Below are 13,001 nucleotides of genomic sequence, written 5' to 3'. Positions count from 1 at the left end.
GCGGGTATAGTATGAAAGGCGTCGTATTCACATCGTTTATTGAAATGGTCGAACAGAAATTTTCGCTGGAAATCGCCGATCGAGTCATTACGGGCGCCCAGCTGCCCTCGGGCGGGAGCTACACGAGCGTCGGCACGTACGATTATCGCGAAATGCTGGCCCTGGTCGGGCAGCTCAGCGCCGCTACCGGCCTTGCCGAAGGCGCGCTCGTTCGCGTTTTCGGGGAATATTTGTTCCGGGAGCTGGTCGCCATGCACCCGGAATTTTTGCAGCGCAATCAAGGTGTCTTCGCGTTCCTGGAGAAGGTCGACAGCTACATCCATGTCGAGGTGCGCAAGCTGTATCCGGATGCCGAGCTGCCCCGCTTCGAGTCGGGCTATGTGGATGAGGCGACCTTCTATATGGAATATCGCTCCTCGCGGCCGTTCGCCGATCTGGCCGAGGGCTTGATCCATGGCGCCATCCACTACTACGGCGAATCGATCGAGGTGCGGCGGGAGGCGCTGGACGGCGAGGCGCCGACAGCGGCGCGCTTCGTGCTGTGCAGGGGGAGGGACGCGCGTGGATGAGCTGGCCTTGCTGCGCCGTCAGCTGGAGCGTGAACGCGCAGCCCGCAAGCAGGCCGAGCAGATCGCCGAGCAGAAGACGCGCGAGATCTACTACATCAATCAGGAGCTGCGCCAACTGAACAATCACCTCGAGGAGATGGTGGAGCTGCGTACCGCCGAGCTCGCCAAGGCGCATGACGAAGCGATCCAGGCAAGTCTGATCAAGAGTCAGTTCCTCGCCAATATGAGCCACGAGCTGCGAACGCCGCTCAATGCGATCATCGGCTACAGCGAGATGCTGACCGAGGATGCCAAGACGCTGAACGACCCGATGTTCGTGGACGATCTGGACAAGATCAATCGGGCGGGCAAGCAACTGCTCACGCTGATCAATGACATTCTCGATCTGTCCAAGATCGAGACCGGACGCATGGACGTCTACATGGAGCCCGTAGATGTATCGATGCTCATTCAGGATGTGCTCGTCACCGTGCGTCCGCTGATCGAGCAGGGCGGCAATACGATCGAGCTCGCGTGCGAGCCGGGGCAGCTGGTCACCGATGTGACCAAGCTGCGGCAGGTGCTGATCAATCTGCTCGGCAATGCGGCCAAGTTCACCAAGGACGGTCTGGTGAAGCTGGAGGCGCGGCGGGAGACCCGTGACGGGACCGAGGGCTATGCCTTTCGCGTCGAGGATAGCGGCATCGGCATGACGCCGGAGCAGGTGGAGAGGCTCTTCCAGCCCTTCGTGCAAGCCGACTCCTCCACGACGCGCAGCTATGGCGGCACCGGGCTCGGACTGGCCATCAGCCGCAGCTTTTGCGAGATGCTGGGCGGCGGCATCGGCGTGGAGAGCGAGCACGGGGCCGGCAGTGTGTTCGTATGCTGGCTGCCGCAAGGGCTGCTGCCGGAGCAAGAGGAGCTCCGCTCGCGCATGTCGGCGGGGTCGGCGCCGAGGCAGCCGGTGAGCATCCTGTTGATCGACGACGAGCATACGACGCTTGAGCTGCTGCGCCGCTACCTGGCGTCGGCCGGCTGGACGACGGCCTTCGCCGAGAGCGGAGCCGAGGGGCTGCGGCTGGCCAGGGAGCTGCGGCCGGAGGTGATCTGTCTGGATATCCTGATGCCGAGCATGGACGGGTGGGCGGTGCTGTCCGCGATCAAGAACGATCCGGAGCTCAAGGACATCCCGGTCGTGATCCTCTCGATGACGAGCGACCGCCAGCTCGGCTATTCGCTGGGCGCAGCCGAGATTGTCAGCAAGCCGGTGGGCCGCGAGCAGCTGATCGGCATCATGGACAAATATATCGCGCTGCACGATAACGCCCCGGTATTGGTCGTGGAAGACGATGCTACGACCAGCGAGATGATGGCGCGCATGCTGCACAAGGAGGGCTATGCGGTCACGCGCGCCGGCAACGGGCTGGAGGCGCTGGAGCGTATCGAATACCAGCAGCCGCAGCTGATCTTGCTCGATCTGATGATGCCCAAGATGGACGGCTTCCAGTTCCTTCGCGAGCTACATCGGCGCGAGGGGTGGCGCGATATTCCGGTCATCGTCGTCACGGCCAAGTCGGTGACGCCCGAGGAGCGGCTGCGGTTGCACGGTTACGTACACGAGGTCATGCAAAAAGGCTCATTTGACCGCGATCGGCTGCTGACCGAAATTCGGCGCGCCCATTCCGCGTCTGCGAGCGAGCCGGCCGGGCCATCTCCTGAAGAGAAAGGAATGCACTGATGCGCACCATCCTGCTGGTGGAAGACAATGAAATGAATCGGGATATGCTGACGCGTCGTCTGCAGCGCAGAGGGTATGCCGTGCGGTCGGCGGACAACGGCGCGGACGGGGTGGAGATGGCCGAGCGCGAGCGTCCCGACCTGATCCTGATGGATATGAGCCTGCCTGTCCTCGACGGATGGGAGGCGGCCCGTCGACTCAAGGCAGGGGAGGCGACGCGGCCCATCCCGCTCGTCGCGCTCACTGCCCATGCGATGGCCAGCGACCGTGAGCGCGCACTGGAGGCGGGCTGCGACGAATACGAGACCAAGCCGATCGATTTTGGACGTCTGATGGCGAAGCTGGAGACGCTACTGGACAAGTAGTGCGTCCGGCCTAACTGTTGCGCCTCGCGATCATCGTGCGATAAGCGGTAGGAATCAGGTCCCGGCGCTGGCGGAAGACGCGGGAGAACGTCTTGTACGAGCTGTAGCCGACCTCGCCGGCAATCTCCGCCACCGACAGCTCGGTCGAGGCGAGCAGGCTGCAGGCCAGCCGGATCCGCAGGTCGGTCAGGTAGTCGTGGAAGGTCCGGCCGGTGGCTTCCTTGACGAGCTCGCTGATTCGCGATACGCTCAGCTTGAAGCGCTGCGCGAGCTGCGCGAGTGCCAGCTCCTCGTCCTGATAGTGGGTGTGGATATGCTGCACAATGGCCCATGCGGCGCCGCTCGGCGCGGCCGCCGGCCCGCCGCCCGGGGAGGCGGCTGCGGGGGAGGCGGAGCCCGCGGCCCTGCGGCTGCGGTCGAAGCGGACGAGCACCTCGGTCAGCCGCGCCTTGAGCAGCGCCTCGCGTCCGGGCTCGCGCCCGCGATACTCGTGCAGCATGTCGCCGAGCAAGCGCCGCATCCGCTCGTCCTCCGCGCCGCACAGCCGGGCAAAAGGCGGACGTCCGCTCTCTTCGTCGAGCAGCTGCAGCGCCCACTGGTCCCGGTCCTGGACGTGCTTCATGAGCAGATCCATGCCGAATCGGCAATTGTACAGCACGAGCCGCCCCGCCGCGGAGGTGACGATCTCGTGGATCTGGTAGGGCAGCAGGAAGGTCAGCGTGCCGGGCACCATCGGATGCGCCTCGCCGTTGACGATCTCCGAGCCTTCGCCTTCGACGACATAGGAGAACTCGAGGAAGTCGTGCCGATGGACGGGATAGCCGGCAGGCAGATTGTTGAGCCCCAGATGCAGCGGCAGCGCGGTGTCCTTGTTCGGATATTCGGTCAGATACATCGGAAAATACGTCAAGCGATCGACTCCCCCGCCGAAAAAATGAGACACATTCCGAAGCTTGCGGAACGGTTGTTGGCTCAGATTAGTATATCATGAAACGTGGCGAGGGACGTTAAACGTTGCGAGAAGCGCGTGACGGCCCAGCGATACACGCGACAAGCCAATCGATACATAGGAGGGACTACACACGATGGTCAGAGATAAAATCAAAATCGGAATCCTGGGTGCGGGCAACATCGGCAACGTGCACATCCAGAACTTCCGTCAGCTGGAGGAAAGCTGCCAGATCACGACGATTACCGATGCCTACCTGCCGCTCGCCGAAGCGCGCGCCGCCGAATACGGCATCCCCAAGGTGTACGACACACCGGAAGCGCTGATCGAGAGCACAGATGTAGACGCTGTCATCATCGGTGTGCCGAATCAATTCCATGCGAAGTACGCCATCGCGGCGCTCGAGGCGGGCAAGCATGTCCTGCTGGAAAAGCCGATGGGACTCAATGCCGACGACGCCCGCCGCATCTACGCGGCCAGCCAAAAATCGGACAAGACGCTGATGGTGGCGCATCAGATGCGCTTCGACTCGGTGTCGATGCAGATCAAGGAGCAGGTCGAGCGGGGCGAGCTCGGGCGCATCTACACCGCCAAGACCGGCTGGTTCCGCCGCAAAGGTATCCCCGGCTGGGGCACCTGGTTCACGCAGATGAATCAATCGGGCGGCGGACCGCTGATCGACATCGGCGTGCATATGGTGGACCTGGCGCTCTATCTGATGGGCAATCCGAAGCCAGTCTCCGTCTATGGCGCCACCTATGCGGAATTCGGACCGAAGCGGCAGGGCATCGGCAGCTGGGGCAAGCCGAACTGGGACGGACAATTCGACGTCGAGGATCTGGCCACGGCAATGATCAAGATGGAAGACGGCAGCACGCTGACGCTCGAGGTCAGCTGGGCCGTGCATATGGATACGGACAACACGCCGTTCATTCATCTGATGGGCACCGACGGCGGCGCCAACTATCGCGGCAATACCGGCAAGCTGCTGATGGAGAAGTTCAACCGTCCGCTCGAAGCGCCGCTCGCCGTGCCGGACAATGACGAGGGCGCGCGGCTGCGTCTGAGCCGTCATTTCCTCGATTGCCTGCACACGGGCAAGGCTCCGATCAGCTCGGCGCTGACGGGGTTGACGAACAACCTGATCCTGGATGCGATCTACGAGTCGTCGCGCACGGGCAACGAAGTCAAGCTGAATTGGGATATTTAATCTGAGTGGGGTTAGTTAATCGGATAGAGGAGGACGAGCAGATGATCAAGGGATTATCGAGAGCGGGCATCGGCGACGCCGGTACGGTGGAGCAATTCGTCAAGTTGGCGGCCGCGCACGGGTTCGGCGCAATCGACGCCAGCGCGGGGGAGCTGGGCGCCTGGGCGGACGAGGTCGGTCTCGAGCAGGCGCTCGCGACGCTGCGCGAGCAGGGCGTGCAGATCGGCACAATGGGCCTCAGCGTCGATTGGCGGACGACGGACGAGGCGTACCGCGCCGGTCTGGCCAAGCTCGGCGCGGAAGCCGCGATTGCGGCGAAGTTCGGCGTGCGGGCCTGCTGTACGTACGTGCTGCCGTCCACGGATCTGAAGGCGGCGCATTTCATGGCGCTCGCGACCGCTCGCTTGCGCACCTGCGCCCGCGTGCTCGGCGCCTACGGCATCCGGCTCGGACTGGAGTTCGTCGGTCCGCATCATCTGCGGACGCGCTGGGCCAATCCGTTCGTCTGGACGCTGGAGGAGACGCTCGACTGGATCGACGCCATCGGCGAGCCGAATGTCGGGCTGTTGTTCGACGCGTACCACTGGTATACGACCGAGTCGGACCTGGACGCGATCCGCGCGCTGCGGCCGGAGCAGATCGTGCATGTGCATCTCAACGACGCCAAGTCGGTCCCGGTCGCCGAGGCGCTCGACAACGACCGCGTCTATCCCGGCGAGGGCGTCATCGATCTGGCCGGCTTCCTGCGGGAGCTGCATGCGATCGGATACAAGGGCGTTGTAGCCCAGGAGATTCTGTCCCAGCAGCCGCCGCAGGACTCGGCGCAGACGCTGGCCCGCCGCTCGGCGGACGGCTTCGCCAAGGTGTACGCAGCGGCCGGATTGGAGTAAGACGGCGCCGGCCCCGCCACAGCTGCGCGTCAGCGCCGCAGCCTTGTGACAGTGAAGCGAGTCTGGGACATTGCAAGGAGTATGCGTCAGGTGCAGCGCGTCTGCACAATTGGCATTCGGTCATATTGTGGCGTTAATACGGGGAATCCGCATGGATCAGCTATTCAAGTATATGAGCTCTTCGATCCTCGGAACGAAACTCGCGTCGCCGTCAGAGGACGGCGTCAATTGTTTCGCCTTGGGCATGCGCGGCACAGCCGGCATGGAATGGCAGCATATGGATAACCGGCCCGCCTCGTTGTAGAGGCGGGCCGGTTTGTTGTTTCGCCGTTGCGTGACATTTCGGCCCGGATGCACGGCCGGTCGCGGGCAACCCGGCTGTCAAGCGCGCTTGCTGTAGCTGAGGATGCGGCGGTACATCGTTTTGTCCCGCAGTCGATTGAACAGCGAATTGGCAGGGCTAAAGTTGCACTCGATGATCCAGGCCTTGCCGCTCGAATCGAGTCCGATGTCGAGCCCGACGGTACGAATCCAATTGTACCGGGTGCGCAGGCGCGAGGCTGATGCGAGCGCGAGGCGAACCAGCTCGGCCTGGATGCGGTCCGTCCCGACGCCGGCGATATTGGAGCGGCGCACCGCTTCGGAGACAGTGAGGATGCGGCCGCCGCTGCGCGCCAGGTTCGTAATGATATAGCCGGCGCCTGCGACCTTGGCCAGCGCGCCGGTGACGGTCCAGTCTCCGCCTGACTTGCGCTGCACCATGACGCGCAGATCGAACGGGCGCCCCTCGATCGTCGCCAGCGGAATGCGGCGCTGAATCATACCTTTGGCGCTGCCCATACCCGCCAGCAGGTGGGCATAGAGCGCATCGCGGCTGCCGAAGCGGCGGCTGCGCGTGCCCGACTGGACGCGGTAGCCGCTCCCGTCTCGCGCGACCATTCGCACGCCCTTGCCTCCCGAGCCCAGCGACGGCTTGACGATCAGCTTCTCGTAGCGCTCCAGCATCTCGCTCAGCGCCTCGCGTCCGAGCGGCGCTGTCGGCGGCAGCGCCGAAGCCAGCTGCGGCACGCCCAGGAGCAGCTTATGCTTGCTTAGCTTGCTGAGGCTGTAAGGCATCCCAATTCACCTCTCCGTCGTTTGTATAGAGCGGGTGAGACTGGCAATGGGTGATCCGGTTGTCCGCATCGACGAATACCACCTTCGGTACGAGCTGCCGCACCTGCTGCTCGTCGAACAAGCCCAGACTGAGGATGATGACCAGATCGCCAGGCGCGAACAGGTGGGCCGGCGGACCGTTCAGGCAGATTTGGCCGGAGCCGGCCGGTCCCGGGAGTGCATACGTCTTCCAGCGCGTCGCGTTTTTGAGACTGGTCACCTGGACCATCTCGTACGGATTCAGCTCGGCCGCCTGCATCAGCAGGCGATCGATCGTGATGCTTCCGACATAATTCAGGTCCGCCTCCGTCACTGTGGCGCGGTGAATCTTCCCCTTGCACATCATGCGCAGCATTCCGATTATGCAGCCCCTTTCCGCTATGCGGCCCAAAATTGACGCTTCCTCATTGTATGCAACAAGGCCGGATCGGTCTGGACGTTCGCCCCCGCGGACGATTGCCGGCGGGACAACCGCCGTCGCATCGCCGCTTCTGCCGGACTATGCTGTAGGGATGACGACATGCGGAGGAAGGGGACACGGGGATGCGATTCGGATTGCAATGCCGCCGCTGCGGCAAGCAGAAGCCGTTCGAGCCGGCGAAGACAACCTGCGCATGCGGGGGGAGTCTGCAGGTGGCGTACGACCTGGAGAGGGCGGGGCGCACGCTGCGGACGGACGCGCTGCATGGACGGGTACATTCGATGTGGCGGTATGCGGAGCTCCTGCCGGTGGAGCGCTCTGCGCACATCGTCTCGCTCGGAGAGGGCTGGACGCCGCTGCTGGCGCTGGAGGAACGCGCGCGCGATCTGGGGCTGGGCGCGCTGCAGGTCAAGTGCGAGGAGCGCAATCCGACCGGCAGCTTCAAGGCGCGGGGCGCATCGGCGGCGCTGTCGGTCGCGCGCGCGCACGGTCTCAGACGCATTGCGATCAATTCCAACGGCAACGCGGCTTCGGCTGCCGCGGCATATGCGGCGCGAGCGGGCATGGAGGCGTTCGCGTTTTTGCCGGCGGACTGTCCGGGCGCGATCGTGGCGGAGTGCGTGCAGTACGGGGCGCGCACCTGTCTGGTGGATGGCCTCATCCACGATGCCGGGCGGCTCATTCGCGAGGGCCGCGACGAACAGGGCTGGCACTTCATCGGCACGCTGCAGGAGCATGGGCGGGCGGAGGGCAAAAAAACGATGGGACTCGAGCTCGCCGAGCAGCTCGGCTGGCGCCTGCCGGATGTGATCGTCTATCCGACCGGAGGGGGGTCGGGCATTATTGGCATGTGGCGCGCCTTTGCGCAGTTGCGTGCGCTAGGGCTGATCGACGGCGACCTGCCGCGAATGGTCAGTGTTCAGGCGCAAGGCTGCGCCCCGATCGCCGATGCGATGCGCAGCGGCGGTAACTATGTGCCGCTGCGCGGCGTGGTGACGAGTCCGCCGACGGGCATGCGGGTGCCGCTGCCGCCCGACGGCGAGCAGCTCCTGGCGATCCTGCGCGCTTCGGGCGGAACGGGGGTCAGCGTCAGCGAGGCCGAAATTGCGGATGGCGCACGCGAGCTGGGTCGCTGCGGCGTCAGCGCATCGCCGGAGGGCGCGGCGACCTGGGCCGGCTTGCTCCGTCTCGTCGATAGCGGCTGGATCGCACCGGGCGAACGCGTAGTGCTGTTCAATACGTCGCATAGCGGCAAGTACCTCCCGTGGCGTATGGAAGGCGTGCCGTGCGTGAAAAATTACGCCGCCTGGCGCAAGCTGGATCAGGAATCGGCGCGATAGGCGGAGGGCGGGACACCGTAATGCTTGCGGAATTGCTTGGCGAAGTGATGGTAATTGTGAAAGCCGGTCGCATGCGCCGCTTCGGCGGCGGTGCGGTCGGTATGCGCCAGCAGCAGCGCGGCCTGGCGTATCCGCATCCGATTCATCGTCTCGATGACGGACAAGCCGGTCTCGCGCTTGAACAAATGTGCCAGCCGCGAGGCGGACAGCCCGACCGAGGCGGCCAGCTCCTCGACGCGCAGATGCTCCTGCAGCCGCGCCGACATGAGCTGCAGCGCCTCGTCGACACGGGCGTCGATGCGCCTGCGCGTCGATCGGGCGAGCAGCAGCAGCAACTCGCCGATGGCATTGCGACTCAGCTCCTCCCACAGCTCGCGGCGCTCGGCCGTGTCGGCGAGCAGGCGCTGAAAGGCCCGAAGCACACGTGCGCGAGCGGAGCTGCCGGCGATCGTATGCCCGATACAAGCATGCTCCGGGAGCAAGGCCGCCTCCGGGATGGAGTCGGGGAAATGCACCCACATGAAGCGCCAGTGCACGCCGGCTGCCGTGCCGTAATTATGAGGTGCGCGCGGGCGTAGAGCCACGAGATCGCCAGGGCGGCATGCGCGCCGCTGCTCGCCGGCCGTGCACCAGCCTTCACCCTCGAGGGTATAGAGCAACAGCCAGTCGCCGCGTCCTTCCGGCCGCTCGGTCCGGTAGGTGTCGGGCTCCATATAGTGTCCGGCGATAATCGTGCCCGTCCGTCCCGGGGAATCGCCGTGCTTGTCCGTGCGACGCATGCCGCCTGACCTCCTGTCCGTCGCCCATTCGCTCTTGCCGGCTGCCATGCGGTGCAGGTAGCGGACGGGCTTCGTAATCTGGTACCCATTAAACGCGACAGCGGGTCGAAAGTTACGGTAAACTTGACATTGGCCGAAGAACCATGAAAAATGGGGAGGAAGCAAATTGGCTGATGGGAGAAAAAATCGACAAATGCGCGAGGACATGAAAGGCTACATCATTGATCTGGATGGTACGGTATATACGGGAAAAACGGCGATTGACGGAGCGGCCGAGGCGATTCGCCTGCTGCGCGGACATGATGTGCCGTTCGTCTTTTTGAGCAATCGGGGCAATTATTCCGCACGCATGTGCCGCGAAAAGCTGGCCGGTATGGGCGTGGAGGTCCGCGACGAAGAGCTGCTGCTCTCCTCGACGGTCACGGCGCGGTATCTTCAACGGGAATCGCCGGGCTCTTCCTTCTGGGCGCTGGGTGAGCAAGGACTGGTTGACGAGCTGCAGCTGGCCGGCTTGCAAGCGGCGGAACGGCCGGAGGATGCGCAGTGGCTCGTCATTACGCTGCACGAGACGGTGACCTACCGCGATCTGAATATGGCCTTTCGGGCCGTGCGCGCGGGTGCGCGCATCATCGCCACCAATGCGGACAAATCCTTCCCCGGCGACGACGGGGACGCGATCGACGTGGCCGGCATGATCGGCGCAATCACGCATTCGACGGGCTCCGAGGTGGAGGTGGTCATCGGCAAGCCGGGCCGCTATATGGCGGAGGCTGCGCTGGAGGCACTCGGACTGCCGCCGGAGCTGTGCATGATCGTCGGCGACAGCGTCGAATCGGATATTACGCTCGGCCGCAATGCCGGCATTCGCACTGCGCTGGTGCTGACCGGCTCGGCACGAGCGGACCGTCTGGCGGAGCTCGCGCCGCAGCCGGACGAAGTGCACGCGAGCTTGTTGCAGGTACTGCAGGGGCAAAGTAAGGCATAGCTGATAGAGTTGCAATCCAAGCACGATCAAGTGGTTAAGGAATCAAGGAATCAAGGAATCTAGCGACAATTCCTGAAGGAAGCGAGGGATGGCGATGCAGGAGCAATTGGCGAAGTGGAACGAGATGGCGCTCCGGGCAGGCACTGCCCTGGAGCCGCTTGCAATTGATCGAATCGAAGTGGCGGCAGGAGCGCTCAAGACGGCAGCCGACTATATCGCCGGCGCGACAGCGGGCGAGAGCTGCGTACTCCTGGTAGCGGACGAGACGACCTGGGAAGCAGCGGGCGAAACGCTGCTGACGCATCTGGCGGCGCGCGGCGTCCGGGCGGAGCGCCGCCTCGTGCCCCCGGATCACCAGGGAGACGTGGTGGCGGATGAGCGGTCGCTCGTGCACGCGATGCTCGGCGTACGGCGTGAGCAGACGCGACTGTTGGTCGCGGTCGGCTCCGGAACGATACATGACATCGTCCGGTTCGTCGCGTATCATATGCAGCTGCCGTTCGTCTCGGTGCCGACGGCGCCGTCGGTGGACGGCTTCAACTCCAAGGGCGCGCCGATTCTTGTCAATGGAGAGAAAATCACGATCCCGGCGTCCGCGCCGATCGCGCTGTTCGCCGATCTGGACGTGCTCGTGCAAGCGCCGGCGGCGCTGGTGGCAGCCGGCTTCGGCGACATGCTGGGCAAGTACACGTCGCTGTTCGACTGGCGCTTCTCCCATGCCATTGCCGGCGAGCCCTATGACGAGCTGGCGGCGCGCATCACCAGGGACGCGCTCGAGGCGTGCGTGGCGGGCCGCAGCCGGATCGCGGCGCGCGATGCGGAAGGCATCGCCGTGTTGATGCGGGCGCTCATCGCGTCGGGCGTGGCGATGCTGCTGTTCGGACAGTCGCATCCGGCCTCGGGCGCCGAGCATCATCTGTCGCATTATTGGGAGATGGACTACTTGCGGCACGGCCGCAAGCAGCTGCTGCACGGGGCCAAGGTCGGAGTCGCCAGCGTGGAGATCTCGGCGATCTATCACGAGATTGTGGCGCGGGCGCAGTTCATGGACGAGCCCGAGCGGGCGGCCGGCGGGCCGGAGCTGGCGCGGATCGAAGCGAGCTGGCCGGATATCAAGGCGTGGGTCAAGGACATTCCCGAGCCGCATCGGCTCCAGGAGCTGCTGCGCGAGGTCGGCGGACCGAGCGAGCCATCCGAGCTAGGCATCGGCCAGGAGCTGCTGGCGCGCAGTCTGCGCCAGGCGCATCATGTCCGGAGCCGCTACACGCTGCTGCGGGCGTTCAATACGCTCGTGGAGCCGCACGAGCCGCTGTGAGCACGCGAGCGGCTTCTACAATTTATTAATTAGCCAAGGAGACCGGTATGTGTAACCCTGACATTCGGATTGCGGGACAGCTATGAGCACGATATCATCGATTCCGATGCTTGCTTTTTTGACGCCGCCGCTTCCCTACTTGATTGAATACGAGCATCGCCGCTACGCTCCGGGCGAGCGCCATCCGCGCCGCTCGGCCACGGGCATGTTCGAGCTGATTCATATTCGCGAGGGCGCCATGGCGCTCACGGACGGCGGCCGCCCCCGGTCGGCGGGCCCTGGCGAGGTGCTGCTGCGCCGCCCCGACGAACCGCCGCTCGCCGCAGAGGCCGGTGCGGACGGCGCGGCCTTCGATTGGCTGCATTTCCAGACGGCGGGCCCCTGGGAGCTCCGCCTTGGCGGCAGCCCGGGCAACGGTTCCGGCGGGCTGAGCGGCGACCACTATGTCCATGCGCTGCGACTGCCGCTGCGGGGGCGGCTCGCCGGGGAGGCGGCCGCACAAGGCGTACAGCTGCTGGACGAGCTCGCCGCTGCGGCGCTCGGCGGCGGCGCGGACAGCTTTTGGCAGCGGCAGCTGGTTTTTCAGCGGCTGCTGCAGCTGGTCGAGCGCGCGGGGCGGACCGCTGCCCCGTGGACGGCGCTGCAGGTGGCGGAGCAGGCGGCCGAGTATCTCAAGCGTCACAGCGGCGCTCAGGTCACTAACAAGACGATTAGCGGCGCGCTCGGCCTTCATTCCAATTATGTGGCGCGCTGCATGATCGAGGTATTCGGAATGACGCCGCAGCAGTATTTGCTCCACCTGCGCATGGACCAGGCCAAGCTGCTGCTGCTCAAGACCGATTTGCCCGTAGCGGAGGTGGCGACGCGGACCGGCTTCAGGCAGACGCCGCATTTTTCCCGTACCTTCTCCGAGCACATCGGCCAGTCGCCCCTGCAATACCGCAAGCGTTTCAGCGCCGACCCGGAGTAGGCGGGACGGATAGCAGGGCTGCGCTTGCACTCGTGTGCGATACGACTGCGGAGAAACGGGTTCGCGCTGCGTAAATGACCAAGGATCCTTCACGAAATAACCAAAGACAGCTCATCCATCAGGCGGGCAAACGGACTCACCTCACCTCACCTCAGCTAACGGTTGCCAGCGCGCTTATTTCGATCGATTTCAGGCGATTTCCGGGCTAGCGGTTGCCACAGCGCTTATTTGGCCTCAATCGCGTTTTTTCGATGGATTTCAAGAAAATAAGACCTGTGGCAACCGTTACAATGCAATCGGCGCTTTTTTGGGCGCAATAGCCGCTGTGGCAACCGT

13 protein-coding genes are annotated in these 13,001 nt (G+C 64.3%); 9 read left to right on the top strand and 4 right to left on the bottom strand.

The annotated features are described in order from the left end of the window. Positions 1–11: 11 nt before the first annotated feature. From IDH44_RS19300 to IDH44_RS19290, 3 genes are read left to right on the top strand one after another with little or no spacing between them, the layout of a single operon-like run. Positions 12–569, top strand: a complete 558-nt coding sequence (locus IDH44_RS19300; protein WP_190920460.1) for a heme NO-binding domain-containing protein — start codon at positions 12–14, stop codon at positions 567–569. Further along, on the top strand, positions 562–2,286 hold the full coding sequence (locus IDH44_RS19295; RefSeq protein WP_190920459.1) for a response regulator: 1,725 nt from the start codon (positions 562–564) through the stop codon (positions 2,284–2,286). The genes IDH44_RS19300 and IDH44_RS19295 overlap by 8 nt, the downstream gene beginning before the upstream one ends. Next, positions 2,286–2,651, top strand: a complete 366-nt coding sequence (locus tag IDH44_RS19290; RefSeq protein WP_190920458.1) for a response regulator — start codon at positions 2,286–2,288, stop codon at positions 2,649–2,651. The genes IDH44_RS19295 and IDH44_RS19290 overlap by 1 nt, the downstream gene beginning before the upstream one ends. Positions 2,652–2,661: 10 nt before the next feature. Here IDH44_RS19290 and IDH44_RS19285 read toward each other — a convergent pair whose 3' ends face one another. Continuing rightward, the gene (locus IDH44_RS19285) at positions 2,662–3,561 is read right to left on the bottom strand and encodes an AraC family transcriptional regulator (RefSeq protein ID WP_190920457.1); all 900 of its coding nucleotides are present in this window, start codon (positions 3,559–3,561) and stop codon (positions 2,662–2,664) included. A 175-nt stretch (positions 3,562–3,736) separates the two neighbouring features. Between IDH44_RS19285 and IDH44_RS19280 the strand changes: the two genes are divergently transcribed. Together IDH44_RS19280 and IDH44_RS19275 are read left to right on the top strand one after the other, a co-directional pair. Further along, positions 3,737–4,810, top strand: a complete 1,074-nt coding sequence (locus tag IDH44_RS19280) for a Gfo/Idh/MocA family protein (protein ID WP_190920456.1) — start codon at positions 3,737–3,739, stop codon at positions 4,808–4,810. A 41-nt stretch (positions 4,811–4,851) separates the two neighbouring features. After that, entirely contained in the window at positions 4,852–5,700 is an 849-nt protein-coding gene (locus tag IDH44_RS19275) for a sugar phosphate isomerase/epimerase family protein (RefSeq protein ID WP_190920455.1), read from the top strand. 381 nt (positions 5,701–6,081) lie between these two features. Here IDH44_RS19275 and IDH44_RS19270 read toward each other — a convergent pair whose 3' ends face one another. Continuing rightward, the gene (locus IDH44_RS19270; protein ID WP_190920454.1) at positions 6,082–6,816 is read right to left on the bottom strand and encodes a YheC/YheD family protein; all 735 of its coding nucleotides are present in this window, start codon (positions 6,814–6,816) and stop codon (positions 6,082–6,084) included. Then, positions 6,782–7,210, bottom strand: coding sequence for an aspartate 1-decarboxylase (gene panD, locus IDH44_RS19265; RefSeq protein ID WP_190920453.1), 429 nt, complete (start codon positions 7,208–7,210; stop codon positions 6,782–6,784). The genes IDH44_RS19270 and panD overlap by 35 nt, the downstream gene beginning before the upstream one ends. A 188-nt stretch (positions 7,211–7,398) precedes the next feature. On the opposite strand from panD, the gene IDH44_RS19260 reads away from it, so the two are divergent. Next, positions 7,399–8,616 carry a threonine synthase gene (locus IDH44_RS19260; protein WP_190920452.1) on the top strand — a complete coding sequence of 406 codons (1,218 nt, stop codon included), beginning with the start codon at positions 7,399–7,401 and terminating at the stop codon, positions 8,614–8,616. Here IDH44_RS19260 and IDH44_RS19255 read toward each other — a convergent pair. Next, positions 8,598–9,395, bottom strand: a complete 798-nt coding sequence (locus tag IDH44_RS19255; RefSeq protein ID WP_190920451.1) for a helix-turn-helix domain-containing protein — start codon at positions 9,393–9,395, stop codon at positions 8,598–8,600. The genes IDH44_RS19260 and IDH44_RS19255 overlap by 19 nt on opposite strands. Before the next feature lie 166 nt (positions 9,396–9,561). Here IDH44_RS19255 and IDH44_RS19250 point away from each other — a divergent pair, with 166 nt between their 5' ends. The 3 genes from IDH44_RS19250 to IDH44_RS19240 all read left to right on the top strand — a co-directional run bounded on the left by IDH44_RS19250 (position 9,562) and on the right by IDH44_RS19240 (position 12,665). Continuing rightward, positions 9,562–10,380, top strand: a complete 819-nt coding sequence (locus tag IDH44_RS19250) for an HAD-IIA family hydrolase (RefSeq protein ID WP_223869836.1) — start codon at positions 9,562–9,564, stop codon at positions 10,378–10,380. An 88-nt stretch (positions 10,381–10,468) separates the two neighbouring features. After that, entirely contained in the window at positions 10,469–11,695 is a 1,227-nt protein-coding gene (locus IDH44_RS19245) for a sn-glycerol-1-phosphate dehydrogenase (RefSeq protein ID WP_223869835.1), read from the top strand. A gap of 82 nt (positions 11,696–11,777) precedes the next feature. Next, the gene (locus IDH44_RS19240) at positions 11,778–12,665 is read left to right on the top strand and encodes a helix-turn-helix transcriptional regulator (RefSeq protein ID WP_190920450.1); all 888 of its coding nucleotides are present in this window, start codon (positions 11,778–11,780) and stop codon (positions 12,663–12,665) included. Positions 12,666–13,001: the final 336 nt, after the last annotated feature.

Origin of the sequence: Paenibacillus sabuli (assembly GCF_014705605.1) — a bacterium.
GTDB lineage: Bacteria > Bacillota > Bacilli > Paenibacillales > Paenibacillaceae > Paenibacillus_D > Paenibacillus_D sabuli.
The sequence above is the reverse complement of the archived record's forward strand: the minus strand, read 5'-3'. Positions and strand labels throughout refer to the sequence as shown.

What these genes read in the sequence shown, in the direction of transcription:
- IDH44_RS19300 (WP_190920460.1), top strand. Translation starts at nt 12, where the DNA reads ATGAAAGGCGTCGTATTCACATCGTTTATTGAAATGGTCGAACAGAAA.
- IDH44_RS19290 (WP_190920458.1), top strand. Translation starts at nt 2,286, where the DNA reads ATGCGCACCATCCTGCTGGTGGAAGACAATGAAATGAATCGGGATATG.
- IDH44_RS19280 (WP_190920456.1), top strand. Translation starts at nt 3,737, where the DNA reads ATGGTCAGAGATAAAATCAAAATCGGAATCCTGGGTGCGGGCAACATC.
- IDH44_RS19275 (WP_190920455.1), top strand. Translation starts at nt 4,852, where the DNA reads ATGATCAAGGGATTATCGAGAGCGGGCATCGGCGACGCCGGTACGGTG.
- IDH44_RS19270 (WP_190920454.1), bottom strand. Translation starts at nt 6,816, where the DNA reads ATGCCTTACAGCCTCAGCAAGCTAAGCAAGCATAAGCTGCTCCTGGGC.
- panD (WP_190920453.1), bottom strand. Translation starts at nt 7,210, where the DNA reads ATGCTGCGCATGATGTGCAAGGGGAAGATTCACCGCGCCACAGTGACG.
- IDH44_RS19260 (WP_190920452.1), top strand. Translation starts at nt 7,399, where the DNA reads ATGCGATTCGGATTGCAATGCCGCCGCTGCGGCAAGCAGAAGCCGTTC.
- IDH44_RS19255 (WP_190920451.1), bottom strand. Translation starts at nt 9,395, where the DNA reads ATGCGTCGCACGGACAAGCACGGCGATTCCCCGGGACGGACGGGCACG.
- IDH44_RS19245 (WP_223869835.1), top strand. Translation starts at nt 10,469, where the DNA reads ATGGCGATGCAGGAGCAATTGGCGAAGTGGAACGAGATGGCGCTCCGG.
- IDH44_RS19240 (WP_190920450.1), top strand. Translation starts at nt 11,778, where the DNA reads ATGAGCACGATATCATCGATTCCGATGCTTGCTTTTTTGACGCCGCCG.